The organism is Pseudomonas sp. WS 5071 (assembly GCF_012985765.1).
Taxonomy (GTDB): Bacteria; Pseudomonadota; Gammaproteobacteria; order Pseudomonadales; family Pseudomonadaceae; genus Aquipseudomonas; species Aquipseudomonas lundensis_A.
In genome coordinates, this window is the sequence record NZ_JAAQWY010000001.1 from 173,176 (window position 1) to 194,106 (window position 20,931).

The 20,931-nt window shown below is 58.2% G+C and carries 14 protein-coding genes; 8 read left to right on the plus strand and 6 right to left on the minus strand.

The window, feature by feature from the left end; genetic code table 11:
• Positions 1–28 precede the first annotated feature (28 nt).
• The 3 genes from HBN61_RS00705 to cbiE are packed head-to-tail and all read right to left on the minus strand — an operon-like array spanning position 29 to position 3,055.
• Positions 29–757, minus strand: coding sequence for a cobalt-precorrin-6A reductase (locus HBN61_RS00705; protein WP_170045971.1), 729 nt, complete (start codon positions 755–757; stop codon positions 29–31).
• Positions 754–1,851, minus strand: coding sequence for a cobalt-precorrin-5B (C(1))-methyltransferase (locus tag HBN61_RS00710; RefSeq protein ID WP_170045972.1), 1,098 nt, complete (start codon positions 1,849–1,851; stop codon positions 754–756). Before HBN61_RS00710 ends, HBN61_RS00705 begins: the two co-directional genes overlap by 4 nt.
• Positions 1,844–3,055 carry a precorrin-6y C5,15-methyltransferase (decarboxylating) subunit CbiE gene (gene cbiE / locus HBN61_RS00715; RefSeq protein WP_170045973.1) on the minus strand — a complete coding sequence of 404 codons (1,212 nt, stop codon included), beginning with the start codon at positions 3,053–3,055 and terminating at the stop codon, positions 1,844–1,846. The genes HBN61_RS00710 and cbiE overlap by 8 nt, the downstream gene beginning before the upstream one ends.
• Positions 3,056–3,262: 207 nt before the next feature.
• On the opposite strand from cbiE, the gene HBN61_RS00720 reads away from it, so the two are divergent.
• The 8 genes from HBN61_RS00720 (at position 3,263) to HBN61_RS00755 (ending at position 16,038) form a co-directional block, all read left to right on the plus strand.
• Positions 3,263–8,539, plus strand: coding sequence for a dermonecrotic toxin domain-containing protein (locus tag HBN61_RS00720; protein WP_170045974.1), 5,277 nt, complete (start codon positions 3,263–3,265; stop codon positions 8,537–8,539).
• A gap of 121 nt (positions 8,540–8,660) precedes the next feature.
• Positions 8,661–9,992, plus strand: coding sequence for a precorrin-3B synthase (gene cobG / locus HBN61_RS00725; protein WP_262498656.1), 1,332 nt, complete (start codon positions 8,661–8,663; stop codon positions 9,990–9,992).
• Positions 9,985–10,611: a precorrin-8X methylmutase gene (locus HBN61_RS00730; protein ID WP_094992024.1), complete on the plus strand. Its 627-nt coding sequence runs from the start codon at positions 9,985–9,987 to the stop codon at positions 10,609–10,611. Before cobG ends, HBN61_RS00730 begins: the two co-directional genes overlap by 8 nt.
• Positions 10,611–11,342: a precorrin-2 C(20)-methyltransferase gene (locus tag HBN61_RS00735; RefSeq protein ID WP_094992025.1), complete on the plus strand. Its 732-nt coding sequence runs from the start codon at positions 10,611–10,613 to the stop codon at positions 11,340–11,342. Before HBN61_RS00730 ends, HBN61_RS00735 begins: the two co-directional genes overlap by 1 nt.
• The gene (cobJ, locus tag HBN61_RS00740; protein ID WP_170045975.1) at positions 11,339–13,012 is read left to right on the plus strand and encodes a precorrin-3B C(17)-methyltransferase; all 1,674 of its coding nucleotides are present in this window, start codon (positions 11,339–11,341) and stop codon (positions 13,010–13,012) included. Before HBN61_RS00735 ends, cobJ begins: the two co-directional genes overlap by 4 nt.
• Positions 13,013–13,703: 691 nt before the next feature.
• Positions 13,704–14,489 (plus strand): hypothetical protein, encoded by a 786-nt coding sequence (locus HBN61_RS00745; protein WP_170045976.1) that lies wholly within the window; start codon positions 13,704–13,706, stop codon positions 14,487–14,489.
• A gap of 316 nt (positions 14,490–14,805) precedes the next feature.
• Entirely contained in the window at positions 14,806–15,246 is a 441-nt protein-coding gene (locus HBN61_RS00750) for a hypothetical protein (protein WP_170045977.1), read from the plus strand.
• 141 nt (positions 15,247–15,387) lie between these two features.
• The gene (locus tag HBN61_RS00755; protein ID WP_170045978.1) at positions 15,388–16,038 is read left to right on the plus strand and encodes a hypothetical protein; all 651 of its coding nucleotides are present in this window, start codon (positions 15,388–15,390) and stop codon (positions 16,036–16,038) included.
• Between the two features lie 37 nt (positions 16,039–16,075).
• Here the strand turns inward: HBN61_RS00755 and tspR are convergent, their stop codons facing one another.
• The 3 genes from tspR to purD all read right to left on the minus strand — a co-directional run bounded on the left by tspR (position 16,076) and on the right by purD (position 20,929).
• On the minus strand, positions 16,076–16,672 hold the full coding sequence (gene tspR / locus HBN61_RS00760; protein WP_094992030.1) for a type III secretion system genes modulator TspR: 597 nt from the start codon (positions 16,670–16,672) through the stop codon (positions 16,076–16,078).
• A 72-nt stretch (positions 16,673–16,744) separates the two neighbouring features.
• Positions 16,745–19,531 (minus strand): response regulator, encoded by a 2,787-nt coding sequence (locus HBN61_RS00765; RefSeq protein WP_170045979.1) that lies wholly within the window; start codon positions 19,529–19,531, stop codon positions 16,745–16,747.
• Between the two features lie 99 nt (positions 19,532–19,630).
• On the minus strand, positions 19,631–20,929 hold the full coding sequence (purD, locus tag HBN61_RS00770; protein ID WP_094992032.1) for a phosphoribosylamine--glycine ligase: 1,299 nt from the start codon (positions 20,927–20,929) through the stop codon (positions 19,631–19,633).
• Between the last annotated feature and the right edge of the window lie 2 nt (positions 20,930–20,931).

Genomic DNA, 20,931 nt, shown 5'->3' on the forward strand with positions numbered 1-20,931 from the left:
GGATACAGCATCGCCACTGAATACACATTCACAAATATTCTTCTTGCTTCAAGACCTGAAGCACATCTCCCACCGCCCCAAACACCCGGTCCACCTGCGCCAGCTCGGGCCGTTTGAGTATCAACACGGGCACGCCGCGTTCGCGGGCGACTTCCAGTTTGGGCTCGGTCGCGCTGCTGCCGCTGTTTTTGCTGATTAATACATCGATATGGTGTTGTTCAAACAGCTGCCGTTCGTCGTCGATGCGGAACGGGCCACGGGCGCCGATGACGTTGCAGCGTGCGTTGCCGGGATACGGGTCCAGCGCCCGCAAGGTCCAGAATTGATCGGCGGGAATCTCATCCAAATGCCCGAGCGGTTCTTTACCCAGCGTGAACAACGGACGCTTGAAAGGCGTGAGCGCCCTGACCAGCTCGTCCCAGTCCGCCACCTCACGCCAATCGTCGCCCGGTTGCGGTTCCCAGGCCGGGCGTCGCAACGCCCAGCATTCAATGCCGCTGGCACGGGCGGCCAAGGCGGCATTGCGGCTGATTTGCGCGGCATACGGGTGGGTCGCATCCAGCAGCAAATCGATGTGCTGTTCGCGGATGTAGCGGGTCAAGCCCTCGGCGCCCCCGTAGCCGCCGACCCGGACTTCACAGGGAAGGTCGGTCGGCACACGGCCCACCCCGGCGAGGCTATAGACGTGCTGGGGCCCAAGGGTGCGTGCAATGGCCAGCGCTTCGGTAACGCCGCCCAGCAACAATAGCCGTTTCATTCAAATGCTCCCGCATGGCCCACGATCCCGCCTTGGCGGTCGATGGCGAACACTTCAATCTGCACCTGCGCGGGCACCACGCTGCGGGCAAAATTCAGCGCGTGCTGACACACGGCATCGCCCAATGCGATACCGGCGGCACTGGCCATTGCCAACGCTTGTTGGCTGGTATTGGCCTGGCGAATGGCTATTTGCAGCTCGGCGTCAGCTCCAATGGCGGCGGCCCAGTCAGCCAGTTGCGGCAGGTCGATGCTGGAGTGACGACTGTGCAAATCCATGTGCCCGGCGGCCAGTTTGCTGATCTTGCCGAAGCCGCCGCACAGGCTCAATTTATCCACAGGGACTTTGCGCAGATGCTTGAGCACTGCACCGACGAAGTCGCCCATTTCGATCAGCGCGATCTCCGGCAGGTTGTACACGCGGCGCATGGTGTCTTCGCTGGCATTGCCGGTGCAGGCGGCAATGTGCAGGTAACCGTTGGTCTTGGCGACGTCGATGCCCTGATGGATCGAGGCAATGTACGCCGCGCAAGAGAACGGTCGCACGATGCCGCTGGTGCCCAGAATCGACAGTCCGCCAAGAATACCCAGCCGCGGATTCATGGTTTTCAGTGCCAGTGCTTCGCCATCGCGAACGTTGACAGTCACTTCAAACCCCCCGGCGTAATCGCATTCGCGGGCCAGTTGCAGTAAATGATCAGTGATCATTTTGCGCGGCACCGGGTTGATCGCCGGTTCGCCCACCGCCAGCACCAGCCCGGGACGGGTAACGGTCCCCACGCCCTGGCCGGCCACGAAGACAATGCTCGCCTCGGGGATCAGGCGCACCTGCGAGTACAGCAGCGCGCCATGGGTCACGTCCGGGTCGTCGCCGGCGTCCTTCAGGGTGCCGGCTTCGGCGCCCGCGGCCAGCAGGCGACAAAACTCCAGGCGCATCGTCACCACCTTGCCCTTGGGCAACGTAATTTCAACGGCGTCATGGCTCACGCCGCTCAGCAACAGGCGGGCGGCAGCCAGGCTGGTGGCCGTCGCGCAACTGCCTGTGGTCAGGCCGCTGCGCAGCGGCGCGGGTTGTTCAGCGGTCTCGTCACGCATCAAGGGGTTTAGTCACGTCTAACAGGGTGATGGGCAGCGCTTGGCGCCAAGTATCGAACTCTCCCAGTGGCCGGGCGTGAGCAACGTGCAGGCGGGTCAGTTCCCCACCATGCAGTGCGCGCCAGTTCATCAGGTGCAGTTCGCTTTGCAGGGTGACGGCATTGGCCACCAAACGGCCGCCGGGCTTGAGTTGCTGCCAGCACGTGTCGAGCACACCTTCACGGGTGACGCCACCGCCAATGAAAATCGCGTCCGGGCGTTCGAGCCCTGCCAACGCCTGCGGGGCCTTGCCCCGGATCACGTGCAGACCGGGCACGCCCAGTGCGTCACGGTTCTGTTCGATTAAGTGCTGACGGCCTTCATCCGCTTCGATCGCCAGCGCCCGGCAGCTCGGGTAGCTGCGCATCCATTCGATGCCAATCGAACCGCTGCCTGCGCCTACGTCCCACAACAGTTGGCCGGGCAGCGGAGCGAGACGCGCAAGGGTCATGGCGCGCACATCGCGTTTGGTCAACTGACCGTCATGCTTGAACGCGCTGTCGGGCAGCCCGCCGATGCGCGATAACGGGTGGGCGTCGTTAGAGGCAATGCAGTCGATAGCAATCAGATTCAACGCGGCACTGTCGCCAGCGCACCAGTCATCGGCGTTCGCTTCGATGCACCGCTCAGTCGGGCCGCCGAGGTGTTCCAGAACATGCATTCGGCTCGGGCCAAAGCCGCGTTCGCGCAACAGCGCTGCGACCAGGGCAGGGCTGCTGCCGTCATTGCTCAGCACCATCAGGCGTACGCCACTGTGCACGTGGGCATTGAGCGCCGCGACGGGACGGGCCACAACCGACAGGGTTACGACGTCCTGCAGCGCCCAACCCAGTCGCGCCGCCGCCAGTGAGAAGGACGACGGTGACGGCAGCACGTGCATTTCGTCGCCCGGAATGACGCGCGCCAGACTTGCGCCCACGCCAAACAGCATCGGGTCGCCGCTGGCCAGCACGCATACGGGTTCACCACGTAACGCCAGTACCGGCGCCAGCGAAAAGGGGCTGGGCCACGCCAGGCGTTCAGCGCCGATACACGCGGGCAGTAAATCCAGCTGGCGCTGCCCGCCGAACACCCGGGCAGCGCTCAACAGCGCGCGCCGGGCCGTTTTGCCCAGACCGCTGAAGCCGTCTTCACCTATTCCCACAACTGTTAGCCAGGGCGACATGCCAATCCTCTTGTTGAACACTGATGTAAGCGTCTGCCCACAGGCAGGGACGGTGCGCATGATAGCGCGCCTTGCACGTGCCAGTGAGGGTGCCTGCGCACGGGCCTGATGCCTTAACTATGTAGCGCCAGGGGGTGTAACGGGCACGGTAGCGTTCGAACCCTTTGCGGGACGCGATATGCGGCCCGGCAACCGTCAGGAGTTCCCGTGACCGTTAATGTGCCCCCGTTTCATTCCGCGCAGGCCTTGCAGGCCCTGTACAGAAGCCGTCTTGACGCGGCGCAGGCATCCGGCGCCATCAGCTCGTTTGAGCATGACTGGCTGAGTAAAGCGTTGAGTTACCTGCCAGTCGGCCCGGTTGGCCCATTGCCTGTACGCGCCAACAGTGTATTTTTGAGTCGAAACCAATCCCGGCCGGTTCAGTGGGCTGGGGCATTGCTGCTCGCGCAAGCCCTTACAGACCCCACGCCACTGTTTCTGCTGACCCCCTTGGGCGCGCTTCAAACGTTCACGGACCTCGACGCGCTGCGAGACGCGCTTGAGCGTCAACTGGACGATCCCGCGCACCGAGAGGCCGTGCTGAGATTCTGCCCCGTGGATGTGCGGCCGCTCTTGAGCCTGGCGGGAGACCTGACCCTCAGAACCCGGGAGGTGCCCGTGCCGTTCGTGGCGCACATCAGCGAGGCGCTACGTATTTTTTTGAGCAGCTGTCAGGCAGATACCCTTGAGCGGTTATTGGCTACGCCCACCCTGCGGGCGTTGGTGGATGCCCAGTTACAGATTCATCTAGAGCGCGCATTTGCGGGGCAACCGGTGAATGCTCACAACGTCCACCGGTTCGTCACACCTAATGGCGAGCAACAGCCCGAACTCAGCACCACCTTGAGCAGTGCTGCGCTGGAGCTTTTTATCAGTGGCCCGCAGACCACGGGGCATGCCTACACCTACACCGGGCCTTTTACGCGCCTGCCGCATGAGAGTGACGCAGACCTTGATAAGCGATTCGCTCGCGTGCTCACCTCAGCCACGGAGCACTTAATCCCTCACATGAGCGAGGCGCTTTCAGTTTTTTGGGATCAACCGGCAGGGGCGCAGCCGAGCCCGCATACCTATTGTGCGGCGCGGTTGGGCGACCATTTCTTTCAGCAGTTATTACAGGCCCGCCATCGTCCTGAGATGTCATCGGACGCTTTTCACGCGTTGCAGCAACTGCTTGCAGCCCGGCATGACGTGACAACGATCAGTGCGGCGCGCTTGCTGGTGTATGAGGCCAAAGGCCCGGAGGTCGAGCTCGCAGGTTTGATGTGCTTCTATTTTCCGGGGCAGAGCAACGGGGTGTGGTTGTTTGGAGCCTCGACCGGGCTGGTAAAGATCTCGTCCCGGGCCCGGCTTTCCAGTTATGTGCTGAGCAAACTGAGAAGCCCCACAGCCTTCGACGCCATTGCGCGCTATGCCCCTCAGGATCAGCATCCGCTGCTAGCCGGGATGGTCGCCCCCATGCTACGGGTCGAGAACGTCGTGGGCAGCGTGTTTGATGATTGCATCCATGCGGTGCGCGCCAGGCAGATCCGCGATTTTGTCTATCTGACGGGGCAGTACCAGGCCCGCCGCCTGACACTGGCGGCAGTGGACCATGCACTCGACGTGCGTGAGCTGATTGACCCACAGTTACTGAAACTCAACAGCCATGGGCGTTGGGACAGCCGATTTTTGCCAGGCAGCAATGGGCTGCCGTTAGCCCTGAACGAAAATGGGTTGTCCGACGTGTTGAGCCTCAAACTGCCCAAAACCCAATCCCAGAGAGACGCATTACTCAAGCACTGGCCGACTCCGCGCATGCTTGCCCGGCATTTATTGGCAGAGGTATTGAATGAAGGCGGTCAACGCTTCGTCAATGTGGCTGAGGTGTGGGTGCACGTCTTCGACGTGGATGCGGCTGTGTTGACGCGTGTGCCGATACGCATGCTGACCCTGGTCGACGCCCTGCTTGAACGGGTCACCGGTCGCAACCCGTTACCGCACAATCCGGCATTCATTGAAGGCGGTCTCAGGTCTTCACGTGATGAGACGATCAAGCCGCTTCGGCGCCTGAGCGGGACCAAACTGCTGACCTTGCTCGACGCGCTTGCCAAAGGCTTCGAGCAGGCATACACGCAACATCTGTCGGCGTTCTTTTACACAGCTTCTACCTCGCAACCTTCAGATACGCTTGCCCAGCATCTGGCGACCTTGCGGCACGTCATGTTGCGCGCCGATATGCGATTGATGTTGAGGGGCAACCACCTTGAGGCCGATGACAAGCGCGTCATCACGACGGTATTAACCTACCCGGTCAGTACTCACCGGCCGGCCCTCAACCAGTTTGTACCGGACGTATTCGCCGTTTTTCTGGACATGGGCGGGGGGCTGGACGCTATCAGCGTCTGCAACTGTGTGTTGATAACCGAGCGTGGCGGGCAGGAATCAAGTACCGCCGGGCGAGCGATACTCTGGACACCGGTGTCGGGCTTTGAACGTTTTGCGACAGTGGATCAATGCAAGGCTCACCTTGAGGCGCTGCTACTCGACAAAAGCCTGCGCCAAGACGTGTTGGCCAATGTTCGGTGCGATGTCCAATCACTGATCTGCGCCCACCTGGACAGGCGCAGCGATTGGGCGGTGGAGGGGCAGAATCAATGGGTCTACTTTGAGCGTATCGAAGACGATTTTGTCTATGAATGTCAGGTTGCGGCGATCAACAAAGTAGTGGTGGACGCTCATTACGTGTGCCGACAAGCCCGTGAAGTCCCGTTAACGGCGCAAAGTTTTGAAAACCTCAGTCGCAGCCTTTTGCTTGAAGAACATGCGGGTCTTCATTTTGAGCTCCACCGTGAAGTGGCCGCGACGCAGCAATTTGAAAGCGCGTTGCCATCCTGGTTAAAAAACGCTTCCCGAGCCGATCAACTGGCGTACGCCAACGTGCTGCAACGCTATCAATTCGCAGTACAAGACAAGGGGTCTTATCTCCACGGCATCCCTGACATCGAGGCCTATGCGCGCGAGGCGGTGAGGGCGCAATTGGCGTTGGATTTTCCCGATCAGGTCCTGGAGCCGGACGCCATTGAAGTGGTGCTCGACACGTATGTGCCCGCGCCGGTTGCTGTGGGCAGCACCCCGTCCTTTCTGGCTGCAGCGACGACGCGCGAAATCCAGTCACTCACCCGCTTTGCACTGAACGGCTTCAACCGGCTTGAAGGCGGCGCCATGCTTTTGCGTGCGCTCGATGAAAGTACCTTACCCCTGGGGCTGGACCCGCGTTATGCCAAACGGCTGGTGCGCAAACTGGACATTGGCCGTCACTACCAGGCGCTGCTTAACAGCAGCCTGGCGCCAGAAAAACAGGGCTCGGCCCGACGACAACAGCAGTTTGCCGAACAATTGTTGCTGCAAGTGCTGGAGCAAGGGTTGAGAGAAAAACTGGACGGCGCGCTTTCGGCCAACGCATATGCCTGCCTCAAGCATGTGATTGAACGTCCTGACGGCCTGGCCCGTAATCCGCTTAACGGCGTTTCGCTGATCATCAGGCCCCTGGAGCTGGTGGCTGAAAGTGGTCGCGAACCGGATTTGGCGACAGGTATGTATGTGCTGGGGCCACAGTCAGGCGATACGGGCCCGCACCTGTTGTGGACGATGTACAGCGAGCATTTTTCCCTGAAGGAATACGCCAGTGAAGGTCAACTGCTGGCAGATCTGTACACCCGCGAATCCCTGCAAAACCTGGTGTTGCAACGCTTGCCGGCCTTCGAACGCAAAACCTACGCACATGGCGGTTTTGTCGAGCCGCACTTGCCGCACTTTCAAGATTCAATATTGCTCAACGGCTGGCAAACCCCGGCCCCGGTAACGCTGGCCAACCGGCCCATCCTGGGCAATCTGTTCGCGACCCTGTACCGCGATAACTACCGGCTGTTGCTGGACATGGCGGCCCAGCAATCCAAAACCACAGCCCAGGTCGATTGGGAGTCCTTCAAGTACGTGTTGACGCTGGTGGTTAACACGGCCGCGATGTTTGCCCCCGGAAAACTGAGCCTGCCCATTGTGGTCTGGCAGGGGCTGGGCCTGCTGCGCGAAGGCGTCAGTGCAGCCAGGCAGGGCAGGTGGGCGGAGTCTGTCAGCGAGTTCGCCATGTCGCTGGTTCTGCTGGCGACGACCCGCCGAGCCTGGCACTCAGTGATTCGCTCGGTTGACGCCGTTTCGGCGCACGACCTGGAACCTTTCCCTGCTGCAATACCGCGCTCCGATGTGCAGTTTCAAGGTTCGGCCTCTGGATTGGCCTCACTGCGTGCCAACCAGGTGGCGCTGATGGACTTGACGTTTGACGCGCAGACCCGGATTTACAGCGATCCGCCATCCGGTCTCCATTACATACAGCTGAGTGGGCAGGTGTACCGCGTACTGGCGTGGCGCAATCGCTGGCGACTCTATCTGGACGATGTGCGAGAGGGCCCGCTGATCAAGCTCAATACAGATCAACAGTGGGAGATCGATGTGAATGAGCCGCTGTTGGGGGGCGGCCCCGTCGCTTCGACGATGAGCGGGTACGGAACATTAGCGGCTAACGCCCTGACCTATGAGATTCAGGCAATCGGCATGGACAGCATCCAGCGGCGCTTCCCGGATAAGGCATTGAGCATCCGTAAAGCGCATGAGTTGGCTACCACGTATTTGCAGCGCACTACTCAAGCGCTGCATGACTTGCATGCACCCGGCAGTGCGAACAGAAGGAATCGGGAGTTTTTGCAACATTTCTTCGACCTGGACGCATTGGTGCCTGCTCACCTTGAGCGCGTTCAGTCTGGTGTGGATGCGCTGCTGGCGCGCTTCCTTCACCCCGACCTGTCGCCCGCGACTTCGCCAAAATATGTGGTGTGCCGCTCGCGATTCAACTCAACGGCTTCGGCGTTTGTGAACCGTGCTGACAGTTCAAGGCGGATCTACCTGACCGATGAGTTCTTTTCCACCCTGTTCGAGCAGCCCTATGCGCTGACTCATCCGTATTTAAAAGCCGCGTCGCCACCCTTTCCGGTGAGTCAGCAAATGCGCGCCTCATTTTTGCTGCACGAGCTTACCCATGAGGTTCTGGAAACAGAGGACATTCATTATTTGAACCCCGGGTTTCCGTATCTGGACTTGATAGACACCGATCTGCCGTTTGGCCGCTACCTTCAGGATCTGATAGTCGAGATTCAGAAAATCCATTCCCCGCACGTCCCAACCGAGAACCTTTTTCAGGAACTCAACCCCGAAACCATGGGGTGGAAAGACATCCCCAATGGCACCGCCAAAAGTCGTCTCCTGGAGATTGCGGGTGTGAGCACGCTGGACCAGGCACGTTTGGTCTTTAGAAATGACTCGATCAAACGTGTAGAACTGATGCTGGCCAATGCCGATTCGCTGGTGCTGTTGATTGTTCATTTGGGGCGCCTTTACCCGGTCTTGTCATAGGCCGTGGGTGCCGGGCAAGTGAACGGCACGGGCATTCCGTCCGGCAAGCTTTTCATGCGCCGGTCCAAAGCAGGCATAATGCGCGACCCGCAATAGCGCATTGCCTGCTCTGGATTGATCCTTGACCTTGCCACCTGAGTTCCCTGTCACGACGCCTGTGCGCCCTTCGGGTTGCCCGGGGCTATTGCGCATTGTCCAGGCGATGGATGGCGGAATTTGTCGCGTCAAACTCGCAGGCGGATTAATCACCGCATCACAAGCGCTAGCCGTGGCTGACGTGGCGCAGCGGTATGCCAGCGGGGTTATCGAAGCGACCAATCGTAGCAACCTGCAAATTCGGGGTGTGGGGCCGGCGCATGCAGCGCTGATTAAACCACTGCTGGACGCGGGCTTAGGGCCGGCGAACGCCGCCAGTGACGACGTGCGCAACCTGATGCTCAGCCCCGCAGCGGGGATTGATCCGCAACAGGTGGTCGACACGTGGCCCTTGGCGCGTCAGGTTCTCGCCAGCCTAGAAAGCACACCGCGCTATGCCGAATTGTCGGCCAAATTTGCCGTGCAACTGGACGGCGGCGAAGCGCTGGCGATGCTGGAACATCATCACGACCTGTGGTTATCGGCTTATGAATGCGAGGGCCAGCGCCTGTTGGCCTTCGGCCTTGCGGGCAGCCCGGCGCAGGATGCAGCGTTGGGCTGCGTGCCTGTCGAACAGGGGCATGAGCTGGTGATGGCCGTCCTGTCGTTGTTTCTCGATGTAGCGCGTCCCGAGCAAACACGCATGCGCCACCTGTTCAAGGAGCGGGCGGTTACAGACTTTGTCGAGCAACTGGCGCAGCGAATCAGCGTGGCAATCGTCCCTGCGTACACGTGGCATCGTGAGGCCAGGGGCGGGCAATCGCCCATCGGCTGTTATCCACAGCGTGAACCGAACCGGGTTTACGTAGGGGCCGCCCCGGCGTTGGGTCGACTCGATGCCGCCATGCTCAGCGGGCTGGCGAGGATTGCCACTCGCTATGGCGACGGCACGTTGCGATTTACCCCGTGGCAAAGCGTAATCGTCCCAAATGTGCGCACCGATCAAGGGGCGCTGGTCACTCAAGCGCTGCAAACACTGGGTTTGCTGTGTGATGCGCACAACCCGCTGACGCAACTGATTGCCTGCACCGGCTCCAGTGCTTGTGCCAAAGGGCTGGCCGATACCAAGCAGGATGCGCGTCGTCTCGCACACTTGATGGCTGTGCCACAGAACATTCACCTGACGGGATGCCAGCGCTCTTGCGCGGCGGCCCATGTGGTCCCGGTCACGTTGCTGGCCGTGGCGCCCGGTCATTACGACCTCTATTTACGTGACCCGCAGCACGCCGGATTCGGTGTGCTGCGTGAGCGCAACCTTACTATTGAAGCGGCGGGCGCCTGGCTTGAAGCCCGTCAACGGAGCAACACCCATGATTGATTACATCCGCGACGGTCAAGAGATCTATCGCAACTCGTTCGCCATCATTCGTGCCGAGGCCAACCTCGACAACATCCCGGCGGACCTTGAAAAACTGGCCGTGCGGGTGATTCATGCGTGCGGCATGGTCGATGCCGTCGACGACCTGCGCTTCTCACCGGGTGCGGGCAAGGCCGGGCGCGACGCGCTGGCCGCCGGTGCACCGATTTTGTGTGATGCGCGCATGGTGCTTGAAGGCGTGACCCGCACGCGTTTGCCGGCCCACAACAAAGTGATTTGCACGCTCAAGGAAGAGGGTGTTGCCGAGATGGCGCTGGAGAAGGGCAACACCCGCTCAGCTGTCGCCCTTGAGCTGTGGCGTCCGTACCTCGAAGGCAGCGTTGTAGTGATCGGCAACGCGCCGACCGCCCTGTTTTATCTGCTTGAGATGATCGACGCAGGTGCGCCCAAACCGGCGCTGATCCTGGGCTTCCCGGTGGGTTTTGTCGGCGCCGCCGAATCCAAGGCCATGCTCGCCGCGGACAGCCGTGGCGTACCGTTTGTAATCATGCAAGGCCGTCGTGGTGGCAGTGCAATGGCAGCGGCTGCAGTTAACGCCTTGGCGACGGAGATCGAGTGATGGTGCAACCAGGACGTTTGATCGGACTGGGCGTAGGGCCCGGTGATCCTGAGCTGATTACGGTCAAGGCGTTGCGCCTGCTGCGCGAGTCGCCCGTGGTGGCGTATTTCGTTGCCAAAGGTAAAAAAGGCAACGCGTTCGGCATTATCGAAGCGCACTTGCAAGGTGCGCAAACGCTGATGCCATTGGTGTACCCGGTGACCACTGAAGCCTTACCGGCGCCGTTGTCGTACGAACAAGTGATTAGCGATTTTTACGATCACGCTGCGGTTGAGGTGGCGCAGCATCTGCAAGCAGGGCGTGATGTGGCGGTGATCTGCGAAGGCGACCCGTTCTTTTACGGCTCATATATGTATCTGCATGACCGACTGGCGCAACAATTTGAGGCTGAAGTCGTGCCCGGTGTTTGCTCGATGCTGGGCGGCGCGTCGGTGCTGGGCGTGCCGCTGGTGTACCGCAATCAGAGCCTGTCAGTGCTCTCGGGGGTACTGCCTCATGAAGAACTCAAGCGTCGTCTGGCGGATGCTGATGCTGCGGTCATCATGAAGCTGGGGCGAAATTTCCATAAGGTGCGTGAAGTATTGAGCGAGCTTGGCCTGGCCGAGCGCGCGTTGTATGTGGAACGCGCCACCATGAGCAATCAGAAAATCGTCCCGTTCAATGACGTGGACCCGATGTCATCGCCGTATTTCTCGCTGATTATCGTGCCCGGCGAACGGTGGCAAGGATGAACCGCCCAGCTGCGGCCATTGTGATCCTTGGCAATGGCAGCCTCGCGACTGCCCGGCGTATCCAGCAGCTGTACCCGAGTTCGCTGATTCATGGTTTGGCCGAGCGGGTTGATGGCGCGGACCGGGTATACAGCGACTTTGGCGCCAACCTGCGTCAGTTGTACCAACAGGACACGCCCATCATTGCCCTGTGTGCGGCGGGCATTGTGATTCGCACGCTCGCGCCGTTGTTGTTGGAGAAAGGCGCAGAGCCGCCGGTGCTGGCGGTGGCAGAAGATGCCAGCGCCGTGGTCCCCTTGTTGGGTGGCCTGAGCGGTGTGAACGATCTGGCTCGGGAAATCGCTGCCGGGCTGGGCATTGCACCGGCGATTACGACCAGCGGAGAACTGCGGTTTGGCACCTGCCTGCTAAACCCGCCGAGCGGCTATGCCTTGGGTGATCTGGAGCTGGGCAAGCGCTTTGTGTCAGACCTGCTGGCCGGGGAATCCGTGCGCATCGAAGGGGACGCGCCCTGGTTGGACAGTGCGCAACTGCCCCAACACCGGGACGCGCGTCTGGCGATTCATGTGGGCAGCGAAGCGCGCGAGCCTGTGGCGGACGAGTTGCGGATTTACCCGCGCAATGTGCTGGTGAAAGTCAACGCCGTGGTGTCAGCGCAAACCGTTGGCGACGTGCTGCGCGAAGCGAAGGTCGCTTGGCAATCCCTGGCGTGCGTCGTGGCCGACGACCCCCTGATGGCTGACACCCAACTGCGTGAAGTGGCCACTGAACTGGGTGTGCCGCTACGCTTTGCAACTGACGATGATGAGTTTGCCGAGCAGTCAGTCGCCTGGGGTGAGCCTGTGAATGCTGTGACCGTGGGGGTGGCGCCCGCGCCACTGGTCATTGAGCGACTGGGACGTGCGCGTGGACGCCTGGCCGTCATCGGGTTGGGGCCAGGCGCTGCGGAGCTGATGGTGCCCGCCGTCAAGGCCGAGCTGGAACGGGCCAACGACGTGTTGGGCTATGAAACTTATGTGCGCATGGCCGGGCCGTTCCGTGACGATCAAGTGATGCACTGCACCGACAACCGCGAAGAAATGCAGCGAGCCCGGCATGCCTTTGAGCTGGCGGCCCAAGGGCGCTCAGTGGTGGTGGTGTCGTCTGGTGATCCTGGTGTGTTTGCCATGGCAGCAGCCGTACTGGAAGCGCTGCACGAGTCCAACAATCCGCTCTGGCACAGCGTTGACCTGGAAATCCTGCCGGGCGTGTCGGCCTCGCTGGCGACGGCGGCGCAGGCCGGAGCGCCATTGGGGCATGACTTCTGCGTGATGTCGCTTTCGGACAACCTCAAGCCATGGGCCATCATCGAAAAACGTCTGGACCTGGCGGCCGAGGCGGATCTGGCGCTGGCGTTCTACAACCCGATTTCCCGCTCACGCCCCTGGCAGCTAGGTGTGGCACTGGACATCGTCGCCCGTCATCGTCTGCCTGCTACGCCGGTCGTCTTGGGTCGCGATATCGGCCGTCCGGGCCAGACGCTACGTGTCACGACCCTTGGCGCGTTGACCCCGGATCAGGTGGACATGCGCACCATGGTCATCATTGGTTCGTCGACGACATGCGCATTCCGTCGTGCTGACGGACTGGAATGGGTCTACACGCCGCGTTGGTATGGGCAAAAGCCCTGACGTACTGAATAAATGGCCTCTTTAATGAGGCCATTTTTTTATAAACGGTAATGTTTTGCCATCCTGATGCCTTAACACTGTCGGAATATTCGTCAGTGTGCGTCAAATAAGTCTATGAGGCTTACTGGCTTTTATTAGTTTGGCAGTGTGAATAACTCTTATGCTGGCTATATAAAGTTTGATTCAGGTGGAGTGCGTGGCAAAAGCACGTGTGCGAAGGGGGAGAAGTCGATTAAGTTAGCTGTAATGAACGCGATTTAAGCGTCATTGCTTCTAATGCGAAGGATTCGGTTGACGGGCAGGCCATTGGAAAGTGTTCAGGGCGTTGGTTCGGCGCTGTACGAAAAGTAATGTCACAAACACGGCATCGCACAAACCGTTGAGCATCAATCGACCATCGGCTCTCGTGCGCCCGCCACGGCGAGGTTGTTCGACTATATCTGCAACCAAACCCCAGGGTACATCAAGGTAGTCGGGGCGACTCTCCAGTCCAGTCTGATAAGTGCTGTCTTATTGTTCTATTCAGGGATAAACGTCGGATGGAGTTGATCGGGGTGGGAAGCAGAGTTTTAGTAATGCGTGTTTCTGTAATATTAAGTATGGAACCCTTTTTGTATTGTAGAAAAAGCAGGCTATGTTTTATTTAACGGGTCGGGAAGGCTCGCTAAATAAAATTAAATGGAGTGATTGTATGATTATTAGTGAAGGCGTTGCTGTCACAGACCAAGAAGCCGAACAGTTTTTTAATGCATTGCCAGTCAAGCAAAAAATGCAGTTTTTAACGACGCCTGAATCGCCAAACGTGGCAGGCGAGGCAAAAGAAGAAACTGCGCTGGTCGGGAAGGAAACGCCAATCGTTATTGCATTTGCTGATGGTGTGGCGCGTGAGAAGCGTGAGGCGGTTATGAATATTGCCCAGCTCGCTGAATCTCATGCCGATACACAAGCAAACCGTAAAACCAATGCCCTGGCATGGTACGAGGCTTACCATGAAGCAATGAAGTATTGTGGTTGGACCTTCACGAATTATATATACACCACCCATGATACGAAGAATGTCAATGTCACCATGGACAGTCTCGTTTTGGAAATAGTTGCTATGGCTGCAGGGGCGAATGCCGCAGCGATCGTTCCTTTGCTGGGTAAAGTCTTCGATAGAATCAAAAAAGATAATGCCATCATCACCTTGTTTGATAACAACAGTAAGGGCAGTAGCGTAGGCAGTTGTCAGATCATGCCGTGCATGGAGTCTGAGGGCGGTATTGCAGTGACTGTCCTGGCCGGTCTGGAATGTACTTTTAACTCCTCCGAAGGCGGTGCCTGGTTCTGGAAGTGGAAGGCTTCGAGTCTGAGTGTTCAAAAAGCGGCGACTCAGATGAACCTGAACTTTGAATCGTATAAGCGCCGTGAGCACCATATACTCGGTCAGCTGGATAAGTCTTCTGATGAGTTTTTTGCAAAAATAAATATGAAATAATTCGTCAGCGGGGCGGCATTTTATAGTGTCGCCTCGTTCATTAGCGCTTTGTCCGAATAGGGGGCTACATGGAGTACAAGCTCAAAGTCGTATCAGGGCAGTTAATTTTTTTACCGGATAACTTACCTGTACCGTTTGAAAGTGATCTTGCCTGTTCGCAATTGTTTATGCAGTTTTACGCGGACGGTAGAGCTGACAGATTCTCTTCGCTCGGCAGCTGGGATCAACGTATTGGTGAGGCGCGCGTACAGACGAAGTGGATAACAACGCTTTCGCAGAATGTTGATGTAAAGCCAAGTGAGGATGCTTTTTTGACGTGCTCTCTGTGGTATCAGAGCTAATTAATCACGCGCACGCTATTAACCCCGGGGTTTCACTGGAGCTGCTGCGCGATGGGCTAAAGGCTTTAATGTGTGACGCGCGGGCGCAGAAAGTGTTTTTTGATTCAGTATTCAAGCGTTCTGTCTCTGATCTGACCCCGAATGATCAAGATTCTTTAAATGTTTCTTTCCTGCTCAGTGTGCTCAATCCTCATAATCAGTTGTTAACGGTTCAGGTTCGTATGAGCGTTCATGGGGATCTGGGCGCAAGTATTTTTATTCGGCCCTTAGAGGGAAAAGAACTGATTGGCACGCCCTCGCTGACGGTATCAAGTGCTGAGTTGAATGCGCGTATGTACGAAAAGGTCAGAGGTAATATAAATGCTTTTGTGAAAGATGTAGCAGCCGATCAGATTGTCGACGTGGCGATTAATTAAAGTATCGGGCTGTTTAATCGAGTAGATACCCCCTCTACCCCGCGCAACGAATAGGGATGGAACAGAAATGTGATTTGCCGAGCCCGGCGGGTTTGCGCGGCAACTTATTTAAAGCACACGTGCTGCAAAGGAACATACTGAATGAGTAATCGCGTCGTTATGGTCGGTGGTAGTCTTCTTTCATTTGTTGACGGATTCTCGCCCCAAGAACAACAGGATATTATGGACAGCCTTGCACTTGCTCAATACAGTGCAGACAAGAACGTAAAGCCGAACAGTCCTCTTACGGACTGGTTCGACTTGTTCTGTGATAGCTTGCTGGATGTTGGGTGGGAGGTTGATGAAGATGTGCTGCCCCACGCTCCGAAAGCGGGCATATTTTATAGTTTGGAAGAGGCTGTTTTAGATGACCTTAAACACGTTAAGCAAGCATCGCTTCGCGCAGCACTTAAACATTCAATTGAGATGTTGAGGCTGGATAAAGCGTCTCAAGAAATATTTGAAAGCCGTAATCGTAAAAACTCAATGGCCCATTACCAGTTTGTTCCTTGCGAGCCGCGTAACGAATTGGGGAGTTTTATATTCATAAGCGGGATGAGGGTTACAACACGCATCGAGCTCGATAATATTTTTTTCAACAACGAAAAAATTCAGACGGATGCTGCTTTGGATGTACAAACAGCCTGGGCAGGGTTTTATTTGAAGACTGAAGCCTATGACCCATACCGGGAAACTGTCCTGCAAAAGTTGAGTGAAATTGGCGATGAATTTTTCAGAAACCTGAAGCATTAAGGCCGCAGCTACGTTGTGCAGAGCAATAAGTAAGCGCTCAAGGCACCAGATACCCTTTAACCCCGGTAAAGATGATCTGTGCTGCAAGCGCGCATACGAATAGACCCATCAAGCGACTGACAATCTGCAGCCCCTGTTCCCCCAGAATGCGTTCAATACGGTTAGACAGGTACAGCACGATTCCGACCGTGAGGCTGGCCAGCGCGATGCTGGTAATTGCCATGAGTTTGTCGTCCCAGTGCGGCTGGGTAATCCCCATCACCAATAATGCACCGATCGTCCCCGGGCCGACCGTCAACGGGATAGTGAGTGGAACGATGGTGACGTCCTGCTGCACGTTGTCTGTCTGCACTGCCGACTTGCCTTGAGCCATGCCCAGTGCCGAGATGAACAGCACACTGCCGGCGCCGATGCGGAACGCATCAACCGTGATCCCGAAGACGTTGAATATCGTGCGCCCGAACAGGTACAGCAACACGCTGGAGATCAGGGTTGCCAGAGCGACTTTCCAGGCCAGACGGCGACGTTCCTTGTTCGAGTAACCCCGCGTCAGGCTGATAAAGCACGACAGCACGAAGAACGGGCTGTAGAGCACCAGCATCTTCAAATACACACTGAACAGTATATGGAGCATGGTATGGGCTCACATCGAGGGAAGGCGCCGAAAGTCTATCAGGCGGTTGGAAATCTGTCGGCAAACTCACCCTTAATGTAGCGAGGGCGATTGTTCCTGAGATTGACGCAGCTCACGTTGTGCAACCCAATATTCGACCAGTTCGCGCAGTTGCGAAAGTTCCACCGGTTTGGCCATGTGACCGTCCATGCCAGCCTGACGGGCGCGATCTTTATGTTCGGTCAGGATGTGAGCGGTCAATGCCACAACGGGCGTGCGTACCCGTTGGTTGCTGACTTCCCACGCCCGCAATTGTTCAGTGGCCGAGAAGCCATCCAGCACCGGCATTTCGCAATCCATGAGCACCAGATCATAGCGTTCGGCCTTCATGGCTTTCAGTGCCTCGGCGCCATTGCAGGCAGTGTCGGGTTGCAAATTGAGTTTGCCGAGCATGCCGCGAATCACTTTGGTGGAAATGTTGTTGTCCTCAGCCACCAGGATCCGGAAGTCACTTGGAACGGTGGTGGGCGACGTGGGCTTGCCCGGCACGGGTTTACTGAGGGCCTGACCTTTATTGCGTTGGCTGAGCTCATCGGCCAACGTTGTTTTCAGGGTGTAACCGGCCACTGGTTTTGCCAGGATGCGTTTGATCCCGCAGTTTCGCGCAATGATTTTGCTCGGCGCATTACTGATGCCTGTGAGCATGACCAGCAGAATGTCGTGATTGAGGCTCGGGTCTTCCTTGATCTTGGCCGCCAACTGCATTCCCGTCATGCCCGGCATGTTCTGGTCGAGCAAGACGATATCGAAATAGTCACGCAAGTGAGCCTTGGTCCGCAGCAGTGCCAGGGCTTCTTTGCCAGACGCTGCGGCATTGACGTTCAAACCCCAAGCGGTGCATTGCTGCACCAATACTTTGCGGCAGGTGTCGTTGTCGTCGACCACCAGCACGCGTGCGCCCTTGAGCGGGCTGTCGAGGTCCGAGGTCTGGTGTTCCAGGTGCTGAGGGTCCAGCGGCAAGGTCATCCACAGGCTGCTGCCTTTGCTCTGGCCGGGTTTGATGCCGAACTCGCCGCCCATCAGCATGATCAATTGCCGTGCAATCACCAGCCCCAGATGCCCGCCAAGACGTGTGGCGGCGAGGAAGTTCTTGCTGTGTAACTCCGCGTGCAGCAGGGCGTCGCGTTCCTGCTCATCCATGGGCTGGCCAGAATCTTGAACGGTGATGCGCAGGCGTGGCGGGTCGCTTCGTTCTTCGAGTGCCACAACGATGAGGATTTCGCCTTCGTCGGTCTTCTTTAGCGCGCTTTCGAGCAGGCTCAGTAACGTCTGGCGCAAGCGGGTAGGGTCGCCGCTGATGACACGCGGCACTTGCGGCTGAATAAAACTGATGAGTTCAACGTTCTGCTGCTCAGCTTTGGTGCGGAAAATGCTCAGGCAGTCATCAATCAGGGCATTGAGGTCAAACTGAACGTCATCCAGCTCGATTTGCCCGGACTCCAGCTTGGAGATGTCGAGGATCTCGTTAATCAGCGTCAGCAGCTCGTTGCCAGCGCTGTGAATGGTTTGCACGTAGTCCCGCTGTTTGACGGACAGCGGCGTACCCAGCAGCAGCTCGGTCATGCCCAGCACGCCGTTCATCGGGGTGCGGATCTCATGGCTGATCTTGGCCAGAAACTCGGCCTTGGCATTGACTTCGGCGTTACTGGCCGCCAGTTCGCGGCTGATGCTGAATGCGTCTTCAGTGATGCTTCGATTGCGCTCACTCAACGCCAGGCTCATCAGGAAGCCGCTGACGCAGACGATAAACATCAACGCCATGACCAACTCTTGCGGTGCGATCAGGGTCAGGCCCAGCAGGGCGGGCAGAATCACCAATGTGCCGAGATTGAAAATGGCAATGGCCACCACGAACAGGCGTGCCGGGCGATAGCCTTTTTGCAGGTGATAGACCGACACCAACAAGATGCTCAGGCTCGCCAGGGCGACCAGGACGTAGGTCATTACGTTCAGGGGCAAGCCGTCGATGAACAGTAACAGCAGGCCGCCGAGGGCGATGATGAGGATGTCGGCCAGCAGTAGCCTGTTGAGCGGATGCGGGCCGCGGGACGAGAAAAAACTGTAGGCGAACATCAGCCCGCAAGGCGCTGTCAGCAGAAGCGCCAGATAAGCGCCGGGGGTTTGCGCGCCATGCCACTCGGGCAGCCAGGGTCCTAGCAGGTTCAGGAACAGCGCAGAACTGGTGAGCAGCAGCCCTTCACAGATTGCCAGCCACAGGCTGCTGATCGAGCGGGTGAACGCAAAGCGTGTGAGGTTGTGCAGTATCAGCATCAGCAGGCAACCGAGCATCAAGCCGTACATCAAGGGCTTACCTTGATTGGCCGCCAGCATGACAGCCGTGTCGAGGGTGATGTACGGGCGCAACTGATGGTCGGAAACCAGCCGTAAGTAGACGTCGAGCGTACGGCTGCTCTGGGGCAGCGGCAGCATGTAGTCGCTGCTTGGCAAGGGTTTGTCGGCTTGGGTCAGGCTGTTGCCGGCGGTGACTTCTTCGATCAGTTTCTGATCGTCGAGCACATACAGGTCCAGCCGGGACACATCGGGCGCAAATACCCTCAGGATTTGTTCGTGTTTGTCCGGCACCAGCCGGAACCGCAGCCACAGTGCTTCGCCCGGCTCAGCGGCTTTAAGCTGATCGAGTTCAATGGGGCTGAATTGAGTGGCAAATCGTGGCGAATGTACATCGCTGATTTGCAGGGTGCCCTGGGGATCTGACAGCACTGACCAATTGCTGCCCTGAGCAGCATGTGCCGGCAGTAAAACAAGTAAAACGGTCAATAAACTGACAAAAAAACCAGTGGCGATCCTGAGCCAGCGCACGGCGAAATCCCTTCGTAGAGTAAAGCCTAAAGATAACTATGCGCGGCGCAGGAATAGTTAGGCAAGGGTGAGATGCCCTTGCCTATCCATATGGATTGCTTATTCCGTACGGTCGCCACGTTCGCGTGCAATTGCACGATAACCAATGTCATTACGGTAGAAACAGCCATCCCATTCGATGGCTTTGGCCAGCGCGTAAGCGTGCTGCTGGGCCGCTTCCACGGTGTCGCCCATGGCCGTTGCACACAGTACACGACCACCGGCTGTGACCACTTCGTGCGCAGCATTCAACGCCGTACCGGCATGGAATACCTTGCCTTCAAGCTTCGCCGCAGCGTCCAGACCGTGAATCACCGCCCCTTTAGCGTAATCGCCCGGGTAACCGCCGGCTGCCAGGACAATGCCCAGACTTGGACGCGGGTCCCATTGCGCTTCAACCTTGTCCAGTGCCTGAGCCAGGGCAGCTTCGATCAGCAACACCAGGCTCGACTGCAGACGCAGCATCACCGGTTGGGTTTCTGGGTCGCCAAAACGGCAATTGAATTCGATGACCTTAGGGTTGCCAGCTTTGTCGATCATCAGGCCTGCATACAGGAAGCCAGTGTAGACATTGCCTTCTTCGGCCATGCCGCGAACGGTCGGCCAGATCACCTGATCCATCACGCGCTGGTGAACCTCGGCGGTCACCACCGGAGCAGGCGAGTACGCGCCCATGCCACCGGTGTTCGGGCCAGTGTCCGCATCGCCAACGCGCTTGTGGTCCTGGCTGGTTGCCATAGGCAATACGTTCTTGCCGTCGACCATCACGATGAAACTGGCTTCCTCGCCGTCGAGGAACTCTTCGATTACCACACGCGAACCCGCTTCGCCAAAGGCGTTGCCGGCCAACATGTCGCGCACGGCGTCTTCGGCTTCGGCCAGGGTCATGGCCACGATCACGCCTTTGCCTGCAGCCAGGCCGTCGGCCTTGATCACGATCGGCGCGCCGACTTTTTGCAGATAGGCCAGCGCCGGTTCGATTTCGGTGAAGTTCTGGTAATCGGCGGTCGGGATCTTGTGACGCGCCAGGAAATCCTTGGTGAACGCCTTGGAGCCTTCCAGCTGTGCCGCGCCTGCGGTAGGGCCAAAGCAGTCCAGGCCACGGGAGCGGAACAGATCGACCACGCCTGCCACCAGCGGCACTTCCGGGCCCACGATGGTCAGGGAAACGTTCTTCTCGGCAAAGTCGGCCAGTTGCTCAAGGGCCAGCACGTCGATGGCGACGTTTTCGCACTTGGCTTCAATGGCTGTACCGGCATTGCCCGGGGCTACGAACACTTTTGCAACGCGTGGGTCCTGAGCGACTTTCCAGGCCAGTGCGTGTTCGCGGCCACCGCTGCCAATGATCAAAACATTCATTT